14 protein-coding genes and 1 pseudogene are annotated in these 25,391 nt (G+C 44.2%); 8 read left to right on the top strand and 7 right to left on the bottom strand.

All coding sequences use genetic code 11. The annotated features are described in order from the left end of the window. Positions 1-250 precede the first annotated feature (250 nt). From QUB66_RS24105 to QUB66_RS24075, 7 genes and pseudogenes are all read left to right on the top strand, one after another. Positions 251-397, top strand: a pseudogene (locus QUB66_RS24105) (IS1 family transposase); the annotation flags it as partial. Positions 398-594: 197 nt separating this feature from the next. Next, entirely contained in the window at positions 595-1,377 is a 783-nt protein-coding gene (locus QUB66_RS24100; protein ID WP_332969979.1) for a helix-turn-helix domain-containing protein, read from the top strand. After that, a complete protein-coding gene (locus QUB66_RS24095) occupies positions 1,374-2,540 on the top strand; it encodes a DUF1822 family protein (RefSeq protein ID WP_332969980.1) in 1,167 nt (388 codons plus the stop codon). Before QUB66_RS24100 ends, QUB66_RS24095 begins: the two co-directional genes overlap by 4 nt. A gap of 31 nt (positions 2,541-2,571) precedes the next feature. Continuing rightward, positions 2,572-4,431 (top strand): CHAT domain-containing tetratricopeptide repeat protein, encoded by a 1,860-nt coding sequence (locus QUB66_RS24090; protein ID WP_332969981.1) that lies wholly within the window; start codon positions 2,572-2,574, stop codon positions 4,429-4,431. Beyond that, positions 4,428-5,624, top strand: a complete 1,197-nt coding sequence (locus QUB66_RS24085; RefSeq protein ID WP_332969982.1) for a tetratricopeptide repeat protein — start codon at positions 4,428-4,430, stop codon at positions 5,622-5,624. The genes QUB66_RS24090 and QUB66_RS24085 overlap by 4 nt, the downstream gene beginning before the upstream one ends. A gap of 312 nt (positions 5,625-5,936) precedes the next feature. Further along, positions 5,937-12,686, top strand: coding sequence for a CHAT domain-containing protein (locus QUB66_RS24080; protein ID WP_332969983.1), 6,750 nt, complete (start codon positions 5,937-5,939; stop codon positions 12,684-12,686). 110 nt (positions 12,687-12,796) lie between these two features. Further along, positions 12,797-13,816, top strand: a complete 1,020-nt coding sequence (locus tag QUB66_RS24075) for a tellurite resistance TerB family protein (RefSeq protein WP_332969984.1) — start codon at positions 12,797-12,799, stop codon at positions 13,814-13,816. 274 nt (positions 13,817-14,090) lie between these two features. Here the strand turns inward: QUB66_RS24075 and QUB66_RS24070 are convergent, their stop codons facing one another. The 4 genes from QUB66_RS24070 to QUB66_RS24055 form a co-directional block, all read right to left on the bottom strand. Next, the gene (locus QUB66_RS24070) at positions 14,091-14,660 is read right to left on the bottom strand and encodes an RNA recognition motif domain-containing protein (RefSeq protein ID WP_265239380.1); all 570 of its coding nucleotides are present in this window, start codon (positions 14,658-14,660) and stop codon (positions 14,091-14,093) included. Between the two features lie 1,289 nt (positions 14,661-15,949). Then, a complete protein-coding gene (locus QUB66_RS24065; protein ID WP_332969985.1) occupies positions 15,950-18,391 on the bottom strand; it encodes a zinc metalloprotease HtpX in 2,442 nt (813 codons plus the stop codon). Between the two features lie 341 nt (positions 18,392-18,732). Beyond that, complete coding sequence (locus tag QUB66_RS24060; protein WP_332969986.1) at positions 18,733-19,110, bottom strand: clan AA aspartic protease; 378 nt, start codon at positions 19,108-19,110, stop codon at positions 18,733-18,735. Further along, on the bottom strand, positions 19,107-19,379 hold the full coding sequence (locus QUB66_RS24055) for a hypothetical protein (RefSeq protein ID WP_332969987.1): 273 nt from the start codon (positions 19,377-19,379) through the stop codon (positions 19,107-19,109). The genes QUB66_RS24060 and QUB66_RS24055 overlap by 4 nt, the downstream gene beginning before the upstream one ends. Before the next feature lie 199 nt (positions 19,380-19,578). On the opposite strand from QUB66_RS24055, the gene QUB66_RS24050 reads away from it, so the two are divergent. After that, the gene (locus tag QUB66_RS24050) at positions 19,579-22,947 is read left to right on the top strand and encodes a tetratricopeptide repeat protein (RefSeq protein WP_332969988.1); all 3,369 of its coding nucleotides are present in this window, start codon (positions 19,579-19,581) and stop codon (positions 22,945-22,947) included. On the opposite strand, the gene QUB66_RS24045 is transcribed toward QUB66_RS24050, so the two are convergent. The 3 genes from QUB66_RS24045 to QUB66_RS24035 form a co-directional block, all read right to left on the bottom strand. Continuing rightward, on the bottom strand, positions 22,937-23,215 hold the full coding sequence (locus QUB66_RS24045; RefSeq protein WP_332969989.1) for a hypothetical protein: 279 nt from the start codon (positions 23,213-23,215) through the stop codon (positions 22,937-22,939). The genes QUB66_RS24050 and QUB66_RS24045 overlap by 11 nt on opposite strands. A gap of 409 nt (positions 23,216-23,624) precedes the next feature. After that, positions 23,625-24,140 (bottom strand): hypothetical protein, encoded by a 516-nt coding sequence (locus QUB66_RS24040; RefSeq protein WP_332969990.1) that lies wholly within the window; start codon positions 24,138-24,140, stop codon positions 23,625-23,627. A gap of 37 nt (positions 24,141-24,177) precedes the next feature. Next, positions 24,178-25,095, bottom strand: coding sequence for a hypothetical protein (locus tag QUB66_RS24035; protein WP_332969991.1), 918 nt, complete (start codon positions 25,093-25,095; stop codon positions 24,178-24,180). Positions 25,096-25,391: the final 296 nt, after the last annotated feature.

Below are 25,391 nucleotides of genomic sequence, written 5' to 3'. Positions count from 1 at the left end.
AGGCTGGGGATTTAAGCCCCAGCTTAAAAACAATCCACCTAAAGGTGGGGGCTTAAATCCCCTGTGCTTTGGTCAAAAGCACTGATGATTCACAATCTTTGAAGTCATACAGATAGAAACAGAAGAAGTGATTGCCGACGCAATGTGGTCATTCGTCGCAAAACAACGAAAATTTTTATAGTAGAGGAGTTATATTATTTCCGGTGCCACCGGAAACGATCTAACTTCAGAAATTCACCGTCAAATCGGCAAAGATAACACCCAGAGGCTAGAACGAATTAACCCGATTGTGCGACAACTTTCAGGGCGATGGCATCGGCGACAGCAGAAATTTGCCAAAATTTGGGAACAGATAAAGGTGATGGAGAGGCTGATGGTCAGCTATTTCAACCGCATAGTTCTTTGATGCACGAGCACTGGCTTGATGGGCGATCGACCTATTTACAAAACTTTACCTACAAAAAAAACAGCCACATCGACCGCACAGCAAAGGTTTCAAGCACAGTCACAAAAAAAACTTGGAAATTTCGCAAAAAAAATCCTAACTCAACCTGATAAATAAGTGTAGGAACAAAGTTGCGGCCGCACTTAACTATGAATGATCAATCCCACCCCTCCGAGGGGGAAGACCAGTTATCCGACGATTCTGATGCTGCTGGGGGCTCAGGAAAATCTGGAAATTGCGATCGAGATTCCGCCCAGCAGCAAATCCTCGAACTCGTCATCGAAGCTTGTAAGCATCCCGTGGGTAGTCTCCGGCGAAGTCGTTTCTTGAATAAACTGATTCGAGAGATTATCAAATCCGGCAAACTCTGGAAAGAAAACACACCTCACTACGAAGAGGCATTGCACAAGACATGGATCTATCTTTCTGGCAATTTATGTGAAGCTACCACAGTAAAACAAGCTTACAATCCCGAAATAAGTCAGATTACCACCTGGTTAAATCCCTATCTCAAAAAGCGGCTGTTAGATTGTCATCTGAAGCAACAACAAGAAAGGGCAAGACACATACAAAATCCAATAGCCTCTTTAGAGGAATTATCAAACCGAGAGGATATCAAATACAATGAAAATCTGAAAGCCAATCCAGATGTCAGTTTCTATTTAGACGAACTTTTAGAATGGATAGAAACCGATCCCAATGACGAATTAAAAAACAGACACGTCAGAGGAAAGCCGCAGATAAATTGCCAAGTTTTATTGCAGCGCAAGTGTTTGTATGGTCAAACTATTCAAGAGATTGCCAAAGAGTTTGGGTGCGCCCCTTCCACCTTATATCAATTGCTCAACAATGACTGTCGCCATCTGCTGCAAAATTTTTCCGAAAATCAAGGATATCAAACTTTCAACATACCAGGAGTGCCGGAACAATGAACTATGAAAACCTTTCAAATCTCGAACCTTTGCCCATGCCAATCACTCAAAGTTCACTACAACTTGCTCGACAATTTGCCGCCCAACAGCGCCACCCGCAAAGACAAGAGCAAGTTTATTTCAATACTTTGGCAGTGCTGGCAGTTCACGATTACCTGCAAATCTTGAATATTGAAACTGATTTGACTGAGTGCGATAGCTGGAATCCCGCAATGCGCTTGTTTACAGATGCGGCAGATTTGTATATCAAAGGATTGGGTAAAATTGAATGCCGTCCCGTTAGAAATCTGCATCAAAATCAAGCAACAGCTAATGACAATTTGTCAGCAAATTCTCCTGTAAATTGCCCAGTTCCCGTGGAAGCTAGGGCTGATCGTATCGGTTATATTGCCGTAGCCATTGATGAAAATGAAAAAGCAGCGAAATTGCTTGGTTTTTCTCCGACTGCGGAAACGGGCGAATTAGTATTGAACGAATTACATTCTCTTGACGATTTTTTAGTAAATCTAGAACGTTTGTTTGACGCTAAAGTTGACCTAAATCAGTGGTTGATGAATGTATTTAATCCTGATTGGCAACCTTTTGAGGCAATATTTGACCCTGAACCACTGGAGGATTCGCCCCGTGAAATCGAAAATCCAATTCCGTCAAAATTGGGTAATTGGTTTAAGAATATTGTTGAAACAGGTTGGCAGAAATTTGACCAAGGTAAGCAAAATTTAGAAGAAACAATTTTTCCTGATCAGCATCCAAATTTTGCATTCCGAAGTGGTGGAAATTCGAGACAAAATTTATCATTATCAGGGGGACAAGCCAGCCTCCAGCAGAGATTTCCCGAAGCGGATGTTGCGAGGGCTAGATTGATTGATTTGGGAATGCACTTGGGTAGGACAACTGTGGCTTTGTTGGTGGCGATCGCCCAACAGAGCGATCGCACTGTCAGAGTTCATGTCCAGTTGCATCCGGCGATCGGACAACGCTACCTCCCACCCCATACTAAACTCTCGTTAATATCCGATACTGGAAAAATTTTACACAAAAGTGAATCAACGGTTCAAGATTTGTGTATTTTGCTGAAAGATTTTGAGGTAGAACCCGAAGAGAGCTTTAGCATCCGAGTAGCAATAGATGATTTGAGCATAACAGAAAATTTTGTGGTATGATTTTGAAAATCACTACACTCGCCTCCAATTTATGAGTAAGAGTATTATATTGGTTTTGGGTTCTGGGACTTTGGGAAACGGTTTTGCTCACATCACAGCGGAACTCAAAGAATCGGAAAAAACCTTAATTAAAATTTCAGGAAGCTTGCCACCTGCGCCGGAAATTGCGCTACTGCATGACAAATGGAAAATGATATGTAATGCTCTTAAACCTCGGAGCAATGATCCTCGGATCAAGGTAAAATCCACGGGTGTTACAAACATTTCTGAGGATAAACCTGAAGCCGTATATAGGAACTTGCGGGAGCAAATGAAAAAGTGGCTGGAGTCTGACGAATTTTGTAGAAAAATTGAGTCAAAACTCAGAACGCACATCGGCAATGTATCTGAATCTTTTAAAATATTTTTAGAAATAGACAAGCCTGAAATTTGGGAGTTACCTTGGGATGTGTGGGCATTTCGCGAAGATTACGCCAACTGCGAAATAATTCCCACTTCGTCAGAATATGGCAAGAAAAATCAACAGAAAACCACAGCAGACATAGCTCAACCTTCTCAAGGGAGAATTTTATGTATTGCTGGGAATAGTAAGGGAATTGATATTGAAAAAGATCAAATAATTATACAAAAAAGTTTGGGCGAGCTTTGCGAATTAAATTTTCTCAAAGAGCCAACTCCTGAAAAATTGCATGATGAGCTTTTTGATGATAAAGGCTGGCAAGTTTTCTTTTTTGCTGGACATAGCAACAGCGACAATAATGCTACTAACGGAGTGCTGTATATCAATCAAAATCCTGATAACAATAGTATTAAAGTAGAAGATTTAAAAGCAGGTTTAAAAAAAGCGATTAGCAAGGGCTTGCAGTTGCTGATTTTCAACTCTTGTTCAAGCTTGGGAATTGCGACGGATATCGTGGCTGAGGGTTTAGATTTACCGTCGATAATTGTGATGCGCGCGCCGCTACCTGATGTAGTTGCTCAAGATTTTGTGAAGTCTTTATTCACATATTTGGCTGCGGGAGAGCTTTTATTTTTAGCTGTGCGAAAAGCTAAGAATGACTTGCAGAAATGGGATTCTCAATTTCCGGGTGCAAGCGGGATTCCTATGCTGTGTCAGCATCCGACGTTTGAGGAGTTTGTTTTACCGCAGCCGGAAGCCGATCGCCCTGTCGTACCTACAACAGACGCTGTAACTGCCAATCGCCACCCAAACCACCAGCAATTTACCATTTCCACTAAATTTATGCAGCGTACCAGTATCAGTTTAGCTGGTTTGGCGATCGGCTATCCATTGATCGGGCAGAATCTGGCATCTGCGATCAATACATTTGGGATGGAAAACCACCGTAGTAATCAATTTTTAATCGCGAAAGCTTCATACAATCTAGCTGTATTAATCAATCCTACTAACGGCGAGCCTTACTATAACTTATCCGAACTTTGCAAAGACTTAAGCGATCGCAAATGCGAGCGAGAATCAATGCAAAGTGCAGTCTGGCTGGGAATTCCTGAAGCTCACGCTCAAATATCTAAATCGTTTCTGCGGGAAAATAAACCTGAAGACGCTTTAAAGGCGATCGCACTTTGCTTTCAAAATGCTAAACAGGATGGAGTCAAATCAGCTTGTTTCAAGAATCGCGGCTGGGTGCGCTTGAACCAAAAGCGATACGATTCAGCGGAACCAGATTTAAGACAAGCAATATCTCTCAGCAATAAGACTCCAGAAGCTCATTGCCTTTTAGCGCAGGTACTGGAAGCTAAAGGAAAACCACAAGAAGCACTGACACATTGGGAAGAAACACTGAAATCTGCCAATTCCAGGATACCAGCACAAGATGAATGTATCCAAATGGCAAAGGAACGTTTACCAAAAACAGGAAAAACTAAATGAAAAAACGGACGACTGTTATTATGGGTGCAAGCGCGATCGCATTTACGTTAATTGCGATCGATATTTTGCCTCATCCCCACTTCGGAAGTGACACCAATTTATCCAAAATATCCGCTAACAATCTAATAATTTCCTCAGCAATCGCAGCAACGACAAGAATACCCAACGGACAAATCCTGAATATTAGCGGGGAAGTGCAGCTACAACGTCAAGATGGCAGAAATATTCGCCCGACAGCCGGTACACCGATTTATCCGGGCGACAAACTGCAAACTGCACAAAATGGACAAATTACGATTCAATGTGCAGATTTAGGAATTAAGTCAATTAAATCGGGCGAAAATCAATTAAATAGCTGTTTGTTGGTTAGCGACAAGTCGAAGTCTGACTGCAATAAAAACTTAATTAGATGTCCCGATCGCGGTGATGATAAAATTGCTTGGAATAACGCGCCAATTCCTTATATAATCAGTCCGAGACGGACGCAATTGCTGGGAAATAAGCCAACTTTGCGCTGGAATCCGGTTGCGGGTGCGACTAGCTATAAGTTGAGCATCCTCGAAAAAAATGCGAAGTTAAATTGGGAAATGACGGTTAAGGGTACTGAGGCGGTGTATCCGGGGGAACCGGTGCTGAAACCGGGTGTTAAGTACCGATTGATTGTGGAGACGAATACGGGGGTTTCTTCGGAAAGTCCGCTGTCAGAGGGAGATTCAGAGTTTAGTTTGTTGGATGAGAAGGAGGTTGAGAGGGTTAAGGAGGCTGTGGGGGCGATCGAGCAACAGGTACAAAATGCAGCGAGTCAGAAATTGGCGATCGCACAGGTTTATCGTAGCGCAAACTTGATTGCCGAAGCAATAGAAATCCTGGAAAGCTTACCAGCAGCGGGAGTTGAGACAGCGCCAATTTACCGGAAGTTGGGAGAAATGTATCAAGGGCGATCGCAACTAATGCCGCAGGCTGAAATATACTATAAAAGGGCGATCGATAAAGCTAAACCAGACGATATCGAAGAGCTAACCGATGCGCGTTACGGTTTAGCACAAGTTTATTCATCCATGCGGAATTATCCCGAAGCGATACAGTATTTGAAGTTAGCAAAAGAGGGATATCAAACTTTAAAAGACTTACCAATGGTGGAAAAAATAGGGAAGCAATTGCAAGATGCCCAAAGGAGGAAAGATAGGCAATAGTATTACTGAATTTGCGATCACCAGAATTTGTAGGGGGGGTTCACCGTTGATTTTGTTGCCCATAAACAATCTGAATAAACCCGCCCCCACCCCACCAATAATCTGAATAAACCCGCCCCCACCCCACCAATCACCCCAAAAAACATCCCCACCGATGGATTAAATTGAATTAATTATTAATTCTTCGGTGGGGGTGGGGGCGGGTTTATAAAATTCATCGCTGCGTGTCAAATATTTCGGTGAACCCGCCCCTACAGGATTGTGATATTATGTATTTATTGTTAATAAATTTATCATCTACTAACAAAAATTATGAAATTAGCCGATACAAAAAATATATTTATCCTCACATTCCTCTCCTTTACCAGCTTAGCAACTTGGGAAATCGGACTTTTCACGCCATCCCAAACAGCCACCGCCCAAATTACTCCCGCTGCTGACGGCACAAATACTCAAATCACCCCGAATGGCAATCAATTCAATATCCAAGGCGGCCAACAATCCGGCGATGGCACTAATTTGTTTCACAGTTTCCAGCAATTTGGTTTAACTCAAGGACAAACTGCCAATTTTATCTCAAATCCCAATATCCGCAATATTTTAGGGCGAGTTGTCGGCGGCGATGCTTCACTGATAAACGGCATAATTCAAGTTACGGGCGGTAATGCTAATTTATTTTTAATGAATCCGGCGGGGATTGTTTTTGGTGCAAATTCTAGTTTGAATATTCCCGGTTCTTTCACGGCGACTACTGCAACAGGAATCGGTTTCGGTAACAATTGGTTTAGTGCGGTTGGTACGAATAATTATACAGAGTTAGTCGGAAGTCCGAATACTTTTGCTTTTACAAATCTACAGCCGGGAGGAATTATTAATCTTGGCAGTTTGGCTGTGAAGCAGGGACAAAATTTAAGTTTGTTGGGCGGCACGGTTTTGAGTGCGGGACAACTTGCTGCACCGGGAGGCAATATTACTATTGCGGCGGTTCCGGGTCAAAGTTTAGTTAGAATTAGTCAAGCCGGAAACTTATTAAATTTAGAAATTAAACCTATTACTGATGCTTCATTGCCAGTTGCTAATTATCAATCTTCCACCTTATCAATTGCTCAATTACTGACAGGGAAAGGTGAGACTAATGCAACGGGAGTAACAGTCAACAATGATGGAACTGTACAGTTGAGTGGTGCAGGGGGAATCGTACCAACCGACACAGGGACGGCAATTGTATCTGGTTCTGTTGATGTTTCTGGCGATAGTGGAGGAACTTTCAACTTGTTGGGTTCGCGCGTGGGTTTAATTAATGCCAATATCAACGCTTCCGGCATTAATGGCGGTGGCAGTGTGCGCGTTGGCGGTGATTATAAAGGTCAAGGTACAGTGCCAAATGCCTTGCGTACATTTGTGAGTAATGACTCGACAATTAATGCTGATTCTATCAGAAATGGTGATGGTGGCAGGGTGATTATTTGGGCTGATGGGCTGACAGGCTTCTATGGAAACATTAGTGCTCGCGGCGGCAGTAATTCTGGTAACGGTGGCTTTGTTGAAGTGTCGGGGAAAGAAAACCTAATTTTCCGAGGTTTAGTAGATATCTCTGCCTTGAATGGAAGTTTTGGCACATTGTTATTAGATCCAACTACCTTGACAATTGTTGATAGCGTAGCTGGTAGTGGAACTCTCGATACTCCTAGCCTGCTTCCAGACAGCAAAATATTGGCTGGTGACGGGAATATTGGTGCTAATACTGTTAGTTGGGGGCAAATTAATGCCCTAGGTGCTAATGCCAATATTGTTTTAGAAGCAACAGGAAGTATCACTATCAGCAATATCACTGGTGTGGTATCTGGTAAAGCTGATTTAGTTGCTTTACCTTTGACTTCTGGTAGTCTGAAAATCTCTTCAACGGGTGGCGGAATCACATTTGTTGATACCAATGATACTATCCAAACAGAAGGAGGGTCAATCACCTTGCAAGCGCTGGGTGGAAATATCACAGCCGGCACACTATCTACAATCGGCTCGTCGGTACCGTCGGTCTTAGCGTTGGGAGGCAATGTTACCCTTGAAGCAACTGGTGACATTTCGGTCAATTCCATATCTGCTGACGCTAAAAGCGGGGGAAGTATCACCATCACCAGCCAACAGGGTAATATTAATGCTGGGGAGCTAAAATCTAGCGCGAGTATTGGTAATGGCGGAGAGGTTCAAATCCAGGCTGCTGGTAACATCAAGATAATTGGCATTATAGCCGGTGCAGGTGGGGAAAATGGTGGGAATATTACGCTTACCAGTCAAGCAGGCTCTATTGAGAATAGTCTTTATCTTAACACTAGCGGCACAAACATTGTCGGAAATATTACTCTGACTGCTGCTCAGGATATTGTTATGCTTAATTCTTTCGTATCTGCTGTTATCTATTCAAATACTGGAACAGGGGCAAGAATCGAATTTACGAGTAAGACAGGTTCGATCGATACTAGGAGTTCTGATATTAGATCTTTGAATTTTAGGGGTGGTAATTCTGGCAATATTATTTTTACCGCCGATAAAAATATTCTTACAAGTGATGTCTATACTCGTGTAGACTCCGGTAATGGACGAGCTGGAGACGTTATCTTCACTAGCCGCAATGGTACTATCAACACCACAACAGGCGGATTAAATTCTATAGCTTATATGGGTGAAAATGCCTCGGCTGGCAATATTAGATTTGACGCTGCTAAAGACATTTTAGTTGGCAACATCATTGTTGTTTCAAAAACTGCAAATCCCCAGGTTAGCAATATTAACTTGCTTAGTCGTACAGGAAATATTCAAACCAAAACAGGAGTATTACAGACATCTAATTTTAGTGGTAACGGGGGGAATATCACCCTAGATGCAGCAGCGGGCAATATTACTACTGGGCTTGTCACAAGTGCATCTATTGGCAATGGTGGCAATATTAATTTTACCTGCGGTGGAGCAATTGATTCTACTGCCCAACAAGTTTTATCGAAAAGCGTGAATGGAAATGGAGGCACAATTACATTTCAATCTGGTGGCAACATTATCACCAGTGCTGTTAATGCACAGGGAACATTAAATGGTGGAAATATTGTTTTGGAAAGTGGAGGTATGGTTAATACTACTGCTGGAATTCTCAACTCTCTAGGCGGCAATAGCGGCGGCAGTATCACTATCAAAGCTGCCAGCAATATTATTACATCCGATATCGCCCTCCTTGTAACTGGTGTCAATGCAAACAGCGGTAGCATTACTATCACTAGCAGCAGCGGCAATATTGATACTAGCAAAGGTGCATTAGCCGCTCCTTCTGCTAATGGCAATGGCGGCAATATTACTCTAACTAGCCCTACTGGTAGCATAGCCACAAGCGTTGTCAATGCTATTGCTACTGGCAGCGGTAATGGTGGTGCACTGACTTTTGATGCCAAAAATAGTATAACTATTAATAATGGGAATATCGCTACCAAAAACAATGATATTAACTTCAATGGTGCGATTTCTCTGACAGGGGATACGTTGGTCAGCATTAAAGGGACTGGTGACATTACTTTTAAGTCTACAGTTGACGGGCCGTACAATCTGACTGTCAAGCCGGAGGCGGGAATTGTTCGGTTTTTCGATCCTGTCGGCAGCGTGACTCCTCTCAACAGTGTCAATATTCAAGATGATATTCCTGCAACTCCTGTGGCTCTAAGTGTGCGCGCCACAAATAACATTACTGCCCAAAATATTACCTCGCCAGCGGGAATTACACTCACCAGCGATAAAGGAGAAATTCAAACAGGTAATCTGAATTCAAGTTCCTCTAATAATGGTGGCAATATCGCTTTGAAGGCTGGTGGCAATATTACTGTCAATCAAATTGACAGTCAGAGCCTTGGTAGTGATAATGGTGGAAATATCTATGTTTGGACTGAAAAGTTTTTTCGGGCGGTAAACTCTTTTTCAGATAGAAATGGCGTTCCTGCTAGCATTTCCTCTGCTGGAGGTGTAGGGGATAAAGGCGGTCCAATTTTGCTGCGTCACGGCGGTAATGGACTGACGCCTTTTATTGTTGGCGATTCAACAACTAACGGAACTTTTGGTGCTATTACTAGGGGAAATAGCACGGCTGAGTCAAAAATTTCGTCGGGCAATAGCTATCGTTATACACACAAACAGGATACAGAAAAGATTGAAGTTCGATCTGTGCCAAATCCTGAGCCATCACCAACACCGACTCCTTCGGCGACTCCTGCATCTGCACCTGCACCGACTCCTTCGGCGACTCCTACATCTGCACCTGCACCGACTCCTTCGGCGACTCCTGCATCTGCACCTGCACCGACTCCTTCGGCGACTCCTGCATCTGCATCTGCACCGACTCCTACATCTGCACCTGCACCGACTCCTTCGGCGACTCCTGCATCTGCACCGACTCCTTCGGCGACTCCTGCAACTACTCCAGCACCTGCAACTACTCCAGCAACCACTCCTGTGCCTGCGCCTGCGCCTGCAACTACTCCAACGCCTGCAACTACTCCAACCCCTGCAACCACTCCAACGTCTGCAACCACTCCAACGTCTGCAACCACTCCAACGCCTGCAACCACTCCAACGCCTGTAACCACTCCAACTAATCCAACGCCTGCAACCACTCCAGCACCTGAACCTGCAACTGCGCCTGCACCTGCAACTTCTGCGCTTGGGGTTATCGCCATTGGGAGTCCGTCGTCAACAACTACTGCATCGCCTGTACTTTTATCGACACCCAGACGCCAGCCACCACAGGGTTTATCCGCCGCCCCAACGCCATCCCCAACAACCCAAAACGCCGCCCCTACTCCCATCTCAACACCCGAAATCCCATCCCCAATACCCGATCGCCCGATCGCCCCAACCCCATCTCCATCCCCAACACCCGAACTCCCGCCGATCGATTTTTCCGCTATCCAAGAACTGCTAAACACCAATTTCTTCACACTTCCGCCCCGCACAACCCGCACACAGCCGTCAGCCCCAACAATACCAAGCGCCAGCGATCGCATACCCGCTGCACCCACAATTCCATCGATCGCCCAACTCACCGCCCCGATCGCCCTTCCAAGCTCGATCGCTCCTCCAAGTGCGATCGCGACAAATCCAACAACCGCACTCCTACAATCGCCTTACAACCCGCCCTTAGCAGCAATTTCACCTGTAATTGCACCCTCTTTTTCTCCCATTCCCGCACCCATTCCCACAGCCGCAATAGCACCCGCCCAAGCGCCAAATCCGCAACAAGATTTAGCTTTGTTAATTGGCGATTTATTAGGAGCAAAAACCACCATCACTCTCAATCCTGAAACCGGAAGCAAAACTTTTAATTGGGCATTTAATAATCCCCAAAACAATTTCTCTCTCACACCACCTGCTCTTCAAAAAGCAGCAGAGATTACTTTAATAACGCCTCCTGAAAAGCCACCAGAAAAACCGCCAGAACTTGGTTCTTCTGCTACAACAGAACCAGATGGATGGATAGTCTTAACACCTAATCCTGCGCCTACTATTGAGCCGCCCGTTGAGGCGATCGAGCCTGATTCCTCGGTAAACATTCCCGAAACCACTCCGCCACCAACTCCAGCACCCGCACCAATTGCAACTCCCGCACCAATTCCAACTCCAGCACCCGCACCAATTCCCACATCCGCACCAACTCCAGCACCCGCACCAATTCCAACTCCAGCACCAACTCCCGCAGCCGAAACTCCCCCACTCGCAAATATTCCCAATCTCTTTCCCTTAGAAATTAGCAGATTTAGCGTTGAACAAGCTTTAGATCAAGGCAATCCTGATGATGCTATTGCCCTAATCGACAAACTCTTTGAACAAGACTATGAAAACTATTTTGAAGAAGATTTTGCCAACAAAAAAGTAAATGTTGAATACATCAGAGAAACTCTGAAAACAATTAAAACAGAAACCGGAAAGCAAGCCGTAATTGTTTATGCCTTCGCCAGTCTCGAATCGTTATCGCTAATATTAGTAGTTCCCGAAGGCCCTCCAATTGTGAAAAGAATTGAAGTCAATCGGGTACATTTGAATCAACTTGTAAATAATTTTCAACGCACAATCTCAAACCTAGATAATCTTGAAGACCAATATTTGCCAACTGCGAAGAAACTGTATGATTTATTTGTTGAGCCAATTTCTAAAGAGTTAGCAGCATTAAATATAGATACGCTAGTTTTTTCCTTCGATGCAGGTTTGCGACAATTGCCCATAGCAGCTTTCTACGATGGCGAACACTTTTTAGTAGAAAAGTACAGCCTTGGTTCAATTCCTAGTGTCAGCTTGACTAGCACTAATTATCAAAGCTTGAAAAATGCCCAAGTTTTAGCAATGGGTGCTTCTGAATTTCTCGATAAAGATCCTTTACCTGCTGTACCGATCGAATTATCGGCGATCGCAGGTACGATACGCAACAACCAAAATGCTCCCGAATTGGCTTTGTGGCCCGGCCGCTTTTTTCTCAATCAAGATTTTACCCTGGAAAATCTCACCAAACAGCGGCAACAAAAACAGGCGTTTGACATTGTTCACCTAGCTACTCACGCCAGCTTTCCGCTCAATCAAAACGGACGCAAGGAGGCTGAGATTGACCTCTGGAAGCGCTCTTTGGCGCTGGATGAATTTCGGTTGGCGAAGTGGTACGATCGCAGACAAGTACAGTTATTGGTGCTCAGTGCGTGCGAAACTGCGATCGGCGACAGTACCGCAGAAATGGGTTTTGCTGGACTCGCAGTCCGCAGCGGTGTAAAATCGGCTTTGGCGAGTTTGTGGAAAGTTAATGATTTCGCGACTTTGGGGCTGATGACTGAGTTTTATGCTAATTTGCGATCGGCTCCCATTAAAGCTGAAGCTCTCAGACAAGCTCAACTGGCGATGATTCGCAAACAGGTAGTCATTAAAGATGGTAAGTTGGTGGGAACTCAAAGGGCGATCGATCTGACTCAAGCCGGACAAGTAGCAAATTCTGATTTATCTCATCCCAAATTTTGGGCCGGATTTACACTAATTGGTAGTCCTTGGTAATCAGCTAGCCCGCATCTAATTTTAATAGCAAATTGTCAAAAAATGTTTTTTGCAAAAATGAGATGCTCCAGGAAAAACGTCAAACTAAATTCTTTATCCAAGCAAAAACTATGAGCAACTTTACTAAAATATTCAATTCCAAAGATAAATCCTCAATCAAATTGAATTTAGAGGAATCCGTCGCGGCGGTAGCGCTTGTCGCAGCCGAAGCCAACGCCCCTGACGCAGACGCAGATATCTTGGAAAGCATACTTTGGGATTCAGAAATATTTGCTGAATTCTCGGAAGATGATATGTCAGCAATGTTTCAAAATTTGGCGAATATTATCGCCGAAGATGGTTTGGGAGGATTATTTAACACGGCTTCTGAATCACTGCCAAATGAGTTGGTGTTGGATACTTTTGCTATCACCGCAGCCATGTTTATCGTAGATGATACAGTGTCCAAGAAGCACCGGGATTTTCTCAAAAAATTTCAAGAAGTATTAGGTGTAGACGATGAGGAAGCTAACGAAATTATCGAGGATGTGATTGCTGCATACTCATCAGTAGAACTAGAATTGGAAGAGCCTGATTTCGATGTAGAGGAGCCGTTGTACCTATCTGCTCAAGGCAATTTTGCCGTCTCGATTCCAGTTGACAAGCAACGAGGCGGTAAAATTGACGATTCAGCAGGCGGTGTTGAATTTTCTGACGATTTTGGTGTTTTGCTGAAAATTGATTATTTCCCGATTTCTGGCGAAGTGGAAAAATTGATTGAGTCAGCGGGCGAATGGGCTTATCTTACTTCGTTTCTTAACAATTTTATTGATAGCCAAATTCTCGCTAAATTTGCTGATTCTAAGTTACTCTACACTGAATATTTAGAAGATGAAGAAGCTTATTTTGCAGTGGTCGATTTGCCTGCGGGTGCTACTCTCAGTGTGACAAAAAACGACGACCAAGTTACTCGGATGGATGCTTATCGGGGATTTATGGCTTTTATCGTTGACGATTTTTGCTACATGGTAAGTTGTCAGCGAATTTATGAGAACAAGGACGAATTGGGTTCTCTTGAGTCGGAGGTTGAGGGCCTTATGAACAAGATTTTTGACTTCATTGAGACGATTGAATTCTCTGGCGCAGAATAAACATGATTTATAGCGGATCGAGAGAAAGATGAAGTATTGACCAATTAATGCCTCAATCTCTCAATCGCAAAAGGTGCGTCGCCATGAGATTTGAGATTGAATGCTAGAGATTAAACATGGCGACACACCCTACGAAATTTCTAGATATTAGAGGTTTTTTGCAATAAAATAGTGCGATCGAGAATTAGGCTTTTTGACCGATTCTCGATCGCACTTCCAAATAAACTCAGTCAACCGCAGTCGAAAGACAGCAGCAATTAGCAGCCATTTTCGACTAGCTAGCAGTCTGAGCTTCCAATTTTTGCTTGAGTTCTTCCAAAGCACTCGCCCAGCGTGGATCTGGCTGTACCGAGCCCGAATCACCACTCGACACCGTTGTTGTTGACTGATTGCGGCGAGACTTGTTGTTGTCACCCCGACGACGATTGCTTTTACTAGAACCGCCTCCACCTTGGGTAGGGGGAGCCGAGCGCTGCTGTTGCGGCACAGGTGCTGGCACAGACGGCGATGTCGATGCTGACGCCGACACCAACTGCGGTGAAGCAGGCGATGATGACTGTTGCTGATCGTCTTCGCCCTTCTCAGATTTACCCTTAGAGCGGGGCAGTGCCTTTTCTATTTTCAGCGGGTTTTCCTTGAACATCAAGCCGTTGTACTTCTCAATAACTTCGTCGGCTTGTTCGTCAGTGAGCACCGTCACAAAACCGAAGCCTCTGCATTTACCAGTTTTGCGGTCTGTAATTACCTTTGTGGTAACAGATTCACCTTCTGGTGCAAAAACTTCTTGCAATTCTAGGCGATCGAGTTCTTTTGGTAAATTACCAACATAAAGGCGAATAGACATGAAAAATTCCTCCAGACTTGGATTTTAATTAATTTGATCGAACAAAGTTACCTGAAGTCAAATCAATATTGACCGCAGGGAAACACCGCATAACCACAGAATTTGCACATTCCTCCCACCAACCTTGACAGCTCCCCCCACCTTTTAGAACAAAAAGATGATTTACTCTGATCAGGCCGGAACTTAACCGCCAATAATGCAGAGAGCTTTTAAATCTCAGGTTGTTGTGTAAACTTTTAGTCATCACTCAAATGTTTAGGCTATTGGCTGTTCTGTATTACTTGCTTCCGGTTTTGATTCAGAATGTTTATAGCCAGCGCCGTGTAGAAATTTATGTCCAAGGATGTCAATTGCAAGCGATTGGAATGCCAGTATTCAGTCTAATACAGTGAGGGATAAAATCGCTAACATTTTTTCAGCCAGTAATCTTACCTCACCCTAATCTCGCTCCTAGTGTTGAGGACTACTCACTTACCCAGTATCCCTTAAATCGGGCCTGGTTGTGTCCGACCATTGTTTAAAGGTATCACAGGCTTGGTAACAGAGCTAGTTATTTAGGAATATTTCATGGCAAATTGAACGAAAAGCGCATCTGAATCACTTTTTTGAGTTCATCCGGCAGAGCTAAATTGGCTGTCTAAAAAAAACAGCCGACAAGCGGCTGGCTGAACTTGCTGTGTTGGGAGGTTGACAATTTTTACGCAATGCCTTATGGATTTTAGCCAACTGAAGTTATCGCGCTATTTGGTTCAATCCGATTCATGTAAATAAATGTAACAGAGTGTTGGCAAAAAAGCAACTTTTCTTTACAAAGGCTTTAGTCAGTAGTCAGTAGTCAGTAGTCAGTAGTCAGTTGTCAGTTGTCAGTTGTCAGTTGTCAGAAGCAAGAGGGAAGAAGGATGCGCGCTGCGCGTGAATATCCATAGGGTGCAGGCCGAACACCCATCCGCCCTTTAACTCAATACTCATCTGCGGTTGGGCGTTGTGCGCGACTCGTGCCACAATTTGACAACCAAGCTGTACTGGATTGAAATTGTCTATTTCAATTTCGCCTCAAAACTCATCAAATTCTCTCCCCATCTCCCCCTCTCCCCCTCTCCCCATCTCCCCCTCTCCCCATCTCCCCATCTCCCCATCTCCCCATCTCCCCATCTCCCCATCTCCCCCTCTCCCCATCTCCCCCTCTCCCCATCTCCCCCTCTCCCCATCTCCCCCTCTCCCCCTCTCCCCATCTCCCCATCTCCCCATCTCCCCATCTCCCCATCTCCCCATCTCCCCATCTCCCCCTCTCATCTTCCGCCCTGGATAATGATGTATGCGCCCCAAACAGCAGCAGCAAAAGCCAAAATCGCAGACCAAATCGGATGTCCGCTATCACTGACTTTCCCTTCTTGACTGCGAAGAGTTTCCAGGTCGATCGCCACAGTAGCACCTCGGCGCAGCCAACCAGTCGCCACAACGGGTTTTCCGATCAAATCGATCGGGCGAGTCGTCTGTTTGATCAAAAATGGGTATAAAGAACCGATCGGGCCAATCCTCGAAACATAGTGCAACCTCACCAAACCCGTCGCCGTTTGCAAGATCAAATCTTGTCCCAGCCAATTCTCAATACCAGCCCTACCCAAAAGTTGCCCGGAAAGCTGCACAGGTTGAGCATCGACGGGCCAAGTCTCAGGATTTGACAAAATCTCCGGTAAACTCGGTGAAGTGGTTTCTTGTGGCGTAATGTCGGGGAAAAAATAGTTAATCCGGATCAAAGTACCGAGACAAAATCCGATCGGCAAACAGCCCCAAAAGATCGATCGATCGCCCAAAAGCCAATCCAGTTGCCAAATACTCGTCTTGGAAAACAGCCAGCCAACCATCCACAGCAGCCCGACAATCCCCAAACCCATCGGAATCCCAAAAAACGGCGCACCCTGTAAAAATAGTGTTGAGTCTTTAAATTCGAGTATTGATTTAAGAGACAATTTTGCTTTCTTGGGTTGTTCCGGCGACAGACTCGCCAAATCCAACTCAGTCTCCAGTTTCCAGAATTGAGCGTAGAGTTCCAATAGCTTGAAACGCTCTCCCACCAAAGGATGCGCGCTGTTAATTGTCAACCAAGTGCGGTGAGGATTGGTGACATCCCACAGCAAAATTTGTGCTAGTGGCGCGCGTAATGCAGCACCACCAAGGGTTACAGCTTGTGCGACGCCGACGGGTAACAATAAATCGAAACTTTCGAGGAAAAAGCTTGTTTGTTTTTGCTGTTCGATATTAGCAGCAATGCCGATCGCAATTTTAGCGATAGCCCGCGTCAAACCGTTGGGATTGCCGGTAATTTCTGCTGAAGTTCGATCGCTAAAATACACTCTACGGCGCGACAACCACAACATCGGCCAGCGCAACAACTTATAAATCCCGTAACTAATAGCAGAAATTGCAGCGGTTATAAATCTGACAGCAGAACGCAAAAAGTCGATCGTCATTAAATCACACAACCGCTCGCCCCAGTAAGCAGTCTGCCAATATATAAGGTAAGGAATCTGAATCACCAACATCGCCAGCGACATCGGCGCAAAATCCCAGTGAGAAATATGGGCTAATTCCCGCGCGAAAATAGTAGCAATTTCATCATCCGTCAATTGATCTAACAGCCCTTGACTGACAGCAATCCGAGCAAAACGGGGCAAACAGCCGTAACTGAAAGCCACAGGAACATTTACTGGTAATAGTTTCAGCACCGGTACCGGCATATTTTGCTTGGTACAAAAACTTCGCAGTACGCGGCTAGCTTCCTTGCTGTGTTTGGATAAAACTGATCCGCGCAGGGTTTCGATGCCGCAAAATAGTTTCAGCAGCGCGTCTGTCAGCCAGGGAGAGGAGGCCAAAAGCAATCCGAAAACAAACTGGAGGAAGGGAGTTGGATCGCGGTAAAAAAGCTGAATCGGCTGGAAAATTGGCAATCTAGTAAATATGAAAAGCTGAACTAATAGAGAATTAGTGTTTGTCAGCAGGAATTGTAGGACAAATCGGGCTAGGAAAAATAGGGCGATCGCACTTGCAAAAGCTTCGATCCGAAACTCCAGCAACTTCAGCGGTTTGAGGGGACGCGGGTTTTTCGCGGTGCGCGCTGCTTCGCGCCAAGTTAGTTGGTAAGTATCTGTTGGGGAACCGGGACTATTTTCGTCGCTAGTTTCTGTATCGGGTGTGGTTTCTGTGGATATTGCCGGTTTGGGGGGTGGAGGTGGCGGTGAAATATGTGGCGATTTGGTGTTTCCTGGCGTGGCAGTCGGCTCTAAGGGTGAAAATCCGGTTTTTTGGTCTGCGGTTGGTCGTAGCGTAGCGGGGCGTAAGCCATCGCCCTTAACCATTTTTTTCGCTGATTCCGTTGCTGAATTGAAGGCGACAAAGCCTGTTTTTGGGGGAGTTTCCGGGGGTTTTGGGGGGCGAGGTGGGGTTAATTCGGTTAAAGTGCGATCGGCCCAGGTTTTGATTTGGGTGTTGGGGATTTTGGTGAGGGATGTGCACAGGGCGATCGCGCTTTGGAGATTTCCGGTTGCTTTGTACGCCGCCACTAACCCCATTTGGGCGCGGATTCCGGGCGGTTGATTTGCTGCGGTTTGGCTGACGGATTCTAAAAGGGCGATCGCGCTTTGGTAATCTTTTTGTTTCAAAGCCGCTAACCCAGCCTCTAGAGACTGTTTCAGAGATGAATCCGCCGAATTTTGATTGTTTGGAGATGCCATAACTGTGATTGCGCTTGTGTCTTGTCTAAGATAACCTCACCCAAAGGCAATTCGGCAACTATAGCCTTTCTCATAAAAATGAGTCGTACGGTGCGTCGCCTCGCGAAAAATCCCTGGATGCGATCGAGAATTTCATAGCGACGCACCGGGAAAACAGGACTCGCAAAACAAACAACACTTAATTTGTAGGATTACTTTTTGCAACTGGCATAAGGTGCGTCAGAATTGGTGTATGCAAAACAATTAGGTTTTGCCGTCTGACGCACCCTACTCCTTTATCTATGATCTCAAACTTTGCTTTCTAGCAAGATCGCACTTTAGAGGTCGGCTCCAACGCATTGTTAGACTGTCTTTACTTTGCATATTTCAACGTGCCCTCCTTCAAAAACTTGAACCATAAGTTGAAAGCCTTCCATCAATGACATTCCAACAAGAGGTTCTGAATCAGCTTCATCGATTGGGATAGTTATATAATCTCCATCCCAAACCAAAACTGCTTCATAGACATTAAAAACGCATTCGCTACCATCACCAAGAATAGCTCGTCCTCGTCTTTTCCATTTCAGATTTAATCGAGCAATTAGGTCTGGTGGTAATGAAAGCCAACCATTAAAACCCGTATCGATAATTGCCTCTTGATTGTAAACTTTACCCTCAGAATCAGATATCGAAAGCGTGATAATTGCTTCAAAATCACCATTAACGACTCCTGCGATCATACTAATCTCTTGGTTCGTCCACCAAATCGACGAACGTGTCGAGAGCCAATACGCACAATCCAGATTTGAGCGTCTGGGTGGCGAGTTTCAAGGCGATCGCAAGCAGCTATTTCACGCGCATCAACTTCAAAGTCTCCTGATTCGAGGTCGATCGCCACAATCTTTCCGTGATTACCTGCTTCAACTTGTGGACGTATTTGGGTTTGATAGATGAGATCGCCACGTTGAGCGAATTCTTCTTTACTATAGCGAGGCTGACGGACTGCCATAATTGTGATTCCTCTTTAAACCGCTACGTCCTTAGACATTATAATCGACAGACAAGCAAGTCTAAATATTGTATACGTCCAAACAACAATAAGGTGCGTTACATTTCATTAACGCACCCTACAAGATTAGCGATCGCACTAAGGGTTCGCAATGACATTAGCAGATTAATCCATAAACCACCACCAAACCCCAACAAATATGCCCATTGACGACGAAGACTTTGAAAGCCAATCGATCGCAGACGATCGCAAACTGCAACTTTTCACCGACAGATACGAATTTACGCGCCGATTTGCCTTTTATTTAAACGAAGACCAGCCCCGCGAACAAATTTTGTATTTTTTCGGCGATGGAGGAAACGGCAAGTCCTTGCTGCTAAAACACTTGCAGTTTCACTGCTGCAAAAAATTCCCCCCCGAAGTTTGGCAAGAATTGCGGGAAATCCCAGAAGCAAAAGCCGCCGAAGTTGCCGATTTTGTCCGCTACGCACAACCCAAAACCTACACTCCCATCCCCGTAGTGCGGCACGACTTCGGCTTGATACCGATTAAGGAAGATAAACCCCAAGATAGATTTTACGGTTTGCTGATGCTGCGGCGCAATCTGGCAGAGTCAGCCAAGAAATACAAATTTAAATTTCCTAATTATGATTTTGCTTGCTTTTGGTATTTGCTGAACAAAGGCGAGTCTGACGCAACTCTCAACCAACTTTTTCCCAATGATTTGATTGACTTTTTGACACCTGTAGTGGAAACCTTTGCCGGATTTCCCGTGGTGTCGCAAGTGGCGGCGGGGCTGAAATTGATTGATAAATTCGGCGGCATTAAGCACACGATGAAATTAATTCAAACGCGCTTGGGTGTCAGCGATGAACAAGCCGATGAAATTCGCCGTAAAGATATTGATATTGAGTTAATCGACTGTTTGCCGAAATTGTTTGCGGCTGATTTGAATGCGGCAATGGCTGGGAAACACAAACCCGATCGCCTGGTGATGCTGTTCGATACTCACGAGAAATTTTGGGATGAAAAACGCAATTCTCAAGGCGCAACTTTTTGGTATCAAGATGAGTGGTTTCGGCGGTTGTTGAGGGCATTGGATTACAAATTGGGGATTGTGGTTGCTGTGGCGGGGCGTGATTCCCCAGTCGCACAATTGCGGTGGCCCACTGCGTCGAGGTTTCCAATTCCTGAACATTATATCGATGCACAATTGGTTTGGCATTTGTCTCCGGCTGATGCTAAGGATTATTTGCATAAAGTGGAGATTGACAAGCCTGATTTGGCGGATGCTGTGATTAAATATGCCAGTGTTAATCCCGATGATTGTTGGGAGAATTTGCAGGTACATCCGTTTTATTTGGGTTTGTGTGCGGATGTGGTGTTGGCTGAAAGGCGCAGGGGGATTGAGTTGCTGTCGTCGGATTTTGCGCGGATTCCGAAGTTGGAAAATAAGACGGCGGAGTTAACGGATCGTTTGTTGATGTATGTGGATCGCGAAGTGCGATCGGCGGTGCATTCGCTGAGTGCTTGCCGCGCTTTTGACGAGGATTTGTACATGAGATTGGGAGCAGGTTGTCACTTCCAGGCTAGCAGTGCAAATTTTGAGATTTTGACGAGTTTTTCGTTTGTGTGGAAATCGGAAAAGAGGGGGGATAATTGGTATCGGATTCACGATTTATTGCGGCGCTTGGATGCGGATAGGGATAATGAGAAAACTCGCAGGGCTCATGGAGTTTTAGAGGGCTATTATCGGGAAGTGGGGGATGTGACTGAGGCGATTTATCATGCTAATCGCTTGGATTGGGAGCAGGGTGTGGAGGAATGGGTAGAGGTATTTGATGAAGCGGTGCGGCTGAGTCGTTATGGGGAATGCGAGTCGCTGTTGGAAGTTAGGGCTGTGTTGTGGATTAAAAGCGATTTTTGGCTTGGCAGAATTTCAGTATTGGAGGGAAATTACTATGCTAATTTTGCTAGATACGCAGAGGCAAAACAGGAATATTTAGAGGCAGTTGCAGCCTTAGATCGCCAAATCATCCTAACTCCCGACGATTACGCTACGCTCCAGGTCAAAGGGATAGCACTGCGAAGTCTGGGTGAATTACAGGCACAGCTAAGTGAGTTTGAGGCTGCTAAACTTTCTTACTCAGAGGCGATCGCTGCCTATAATTGTGCTTTACTTATTACACCGGATGATTGTAGATGGCTTACCAACAAAGCGAATGCGGCGGTAAGACTCGGTGAATTACAGGCACAGCTAAGTGAGTTTGAGGCTGCTAAACTTTCTTACTCAGAGGCGATCGCTGCCTTTAATTCTGCTTTAGTTATTGCACCCGATTTAATCAATGCTGTCAACAACAAAGGGACTGTGCTGCTAAGTCTGGGTAATTTACAGAAACAGCTAAGTGAGTTTGATGCTGCCAAACATTCTTACTCAGAGGCGATCGCTGCCTTTAATGCTAATTTAGTTATTGCACCGGATGATAACAGATGTTTCAACAACAAAGCAACTGCGCTGCTAGGACTGGGTGATTTGCAGGCACAGCTAAGTGAGTTTGATGCTGCCAAACAGTCTTACTCAGATGCGATTGCTGCCTTTAATTCTGCTTTAGTTATTGCACCGGATTTAATCTATGCTCTCAATGGCAAAGGGATGGCGGTGGTAAGACTGGGTGATTTGCAGGTACAGCTAAGTGAACTTGAGGCTGCCAAACAGTCTTACTCAGATGCGATTGCTGCCTTTAATTCTGCTTTAGTTATTGCACCCGATTTTATCAATGCTCTCAACAACAAAGGGATGGCGCTGCAAAGTCTGGGTGATTTGCAGGTACAGCTAAGTGAGTTTGAATCTGCCAAACATTCTTACTCAGAGGCGATTGCTGCCTTTAATTCTGCTTTAGTTATTGCACCGGATGATAACAGAGTTTTTAACAACAAAGGGATGGCGCTGCAAAGTCTGGGTAGGTTACAGGTACAGCTAAGTGAGTTTGAATCTGCCAAACATTCTTACTCAGAGGCGATCACTGCCTTTAATTCTGCTTTAGTTATTGCACCGGATGATAACAGAGTTTTTAACAACAAAGGGATGGCGCTGCAAAATCTGGGTAGGTTACAGGTACAGCTAAGTGAGTTTGAATCTGCCAAACATTCTTACTCAGAGGCGATCACTGCCTTGCATTCTGCCTTAGTTATTGCACCGGATTTTATCAATGCTCTCAACAACAAAGGGATGGCGGTGCAAGGTCTGGGTGAGTTACAGGCAAAACTAAGTGAGTTTGAATCTGCCAAACATTCTTACTCAGTAGCGATCACTGCCTTTAATTCTGCTTTAGTTATTGCACCGGATTTTATCAATGCTCTCGACAACAAAGGGATAACGCTGCTAGGACTAGGTATTTTGCATAAACAATTATCTGAGCAACAGGAAGCGCTCAAGAATTGCCAAGAGGCGCTGGAACTGTTTGATCGCTCTTTAGCCATTGCTCCTAATAACGATTGGCTTCGCAATCTGCGCGATTCGCTGCCACAATTCATCGATATTTTGGGTGAGGATACTGTCAGCAGTTAGCTTGATGGGAAGGAGTGAATCCGACAAAGAAACCGGGTTTTTCCCCAAATCTGCGAATCACAACAAAGTATTCTCGAAAAAACCCGGTTTCTGGCCACCCGCGCGTAAGTCCTAAATTTGCTACAATAGCCCTATAAAATATCAAAATATCAAAAATATGAACGATAATTTGGGTGAGGATACTTGATGTAATATCGTGTCCGATCGATCGCAATTCCTGTAGGGGCGGGTTCACCAACAATCGAAGATTCACATCGCAAATATTCATAAACCCGCCCCCACCCAACCAACCAACCCCGATCGCATAAATGATATATTGGTATTTGCGTTGAGAGGGGGCGGGTTTTTAAGATTGTCAATTATTGGCCGATATTGTTGGCTCACGGGCCCCTACAATATTGCTTAATCACTAACAAAACTTACCCACTCCGACAAAGAAACCGGGTTTTTTCCCAAATCTGCGAATCACCACCAACATTGTCATAAAAACCCGGTTTCTGGCCACCCGCGCCAGACTTACCCACTCCGACAAAGAAACCGGGTTTTTCCCCAAATCTGCGAATCACAACCAAGAATTATCGAAAAAACCCGGTTTCTGGCCACCCGCGCCAGACTTACCCACTCCGACAAAGAAACCGGGTTTTTTCCAAAATCTGCGAATTTTGTATCATTGTGAATTAACATAATATGGATAACTGCTGAATATAATTGATAACTTCATTTTTACTAATTATTTCAGAAGTTGGCACACAATAAGAAGGGTAAATATAATGAGTTTCACCTGTCGCTGCTGTTTTGCGTTTGTCTATTTTTGTGCCATACCTATCTGGATAAATAATCCACTTTGTACTGGGACGTGTTGGCGTTATTGCTCCCCAAGCTGTTTTGGTATTTCGACAGTACCAGATAACTACTGCTGGCGAGTTTACCCATTGTTTACTTTCTACTTCACCGCACATCCAACCTTTATAACCGGGCGGCATTTGTCGAATCGGATCTGTAATAGACTGAAACACTGTTTTTACAGATATCCAAAAAATTTTATTGCCTAAATTATCATACACAGGAATATCTTCGTCAGTATTAAACTGAGTAACAATAGACTCTCCTGCCTTAATTCCCCGTTTCTTGAGTCCATTACGAATAAGTGTTACAGCATAATCTCCTTCAGCTAAAAATTCTTTCCAAGTCATAAATACTTAATCATACTTTTTCCTTAAAATTTTATCATCAAAACTCATCTAAAACTTCTTCGTTTACATCTGGTAAAGAATTTTTCATTTGATTCATTTGTTCTTTCACCATTTCTATTAAAAGATCGTTGCAGTATTCAGCAATTTCTGGATAGTTGTCTGCCATCTCTTCTAAAGGTGTTACCACACACGGGTCGCTAATATCTATACCCAATTCCATCCACTTCCTAGTTTGTTCCACAGCTTTATTTACCACCCCTTCTACTCCGGGTAGGTAGTTACTTATCTCCTCTAAGGAATTTAATTTGGAACTTTCCCCTACAGAAATAGAAAGATTTTCTAGTTGCTTTTTATTAAGTATTTGAAGGTCTTGATCTTGTTCAAATACGGAAAGAAGTGAAGATGCTTCAGATTTGAGAATTTTCCTATGAGGAATCAATAAGTTTTTTACTAAAAAGTAAGCAATATCTGCAATAAATTTTCGAGCCTCAAGCGGAATATGATCCCAATAATTAGTAGCAACTTCTCGAAATAGCTGATATGCTCTAATATAATGTACGTACCTATCTATGGGATCTTTTGTAGTTTGATTCCCACCTAAAATCATCAAGTTAAAAGCCTCAAAAGACATTTGAAGAGCCTTTAATTCATTGCTAAAATCTTTGATTATATTGTTTACTTTTTCATCTGAATCAACTTTTTGATAATTGTTGGCTATATCAAGTAGGAGTTCATGCGCTTCTTGAAACTTCTTTGAAATCAGAAATGGATCTTTAGAATTGAAACCTTCATCTACTAAACGATTTATTTCATCTATTTTGATAGAAACTTTCAAATTTAAAGTGTAAAATTCAGAAGTAACAAATTCCGCTTCAAACTTTTGCCGAGCTTCCTCTATTTCGCTTTTGAAACTAGAGCTGAAAGCTTGAAATCTATCCAAAACAAACTGTGTCATAGTATTTAACCTCGCAGCAGTTGGCTGACTTGCACTAATCAAAGTAGGTTTACTTGCATTCTATCACAACCACACGAATAGTGCATCAAAGACTGATCGCACTTCCCGTACCTCATCCAAGACTTAAAAACAGAAAGTCCGCCTGTGCGGACTTCGTTTGTCTAGCGCCACACATCAGTCTGGCAGACTAATCACTCCAAATTCAACACACAATAAGGATAAGAGACCTCCACAAAAAGAATGATCCAACAGCTATGTGGGTTTAGCGAAAATTTCCACGAACCATTTTTGAAGAT

The organism is Microcoleus sp. A2-C3 (genome assembly GCF_036706065.1).
Classification (GTDB): domain Bacteria; phylum Cyanobacteriota; class Cyanobacteriia; order Cyanobacteriales; family Microcoleaceae; genus Microcoleus.
The sequence above is the reverse complement of the archived record's forward strand: the minus strand, read 5'-3'. Positions and strand labels throughout refer to the sequence as shown.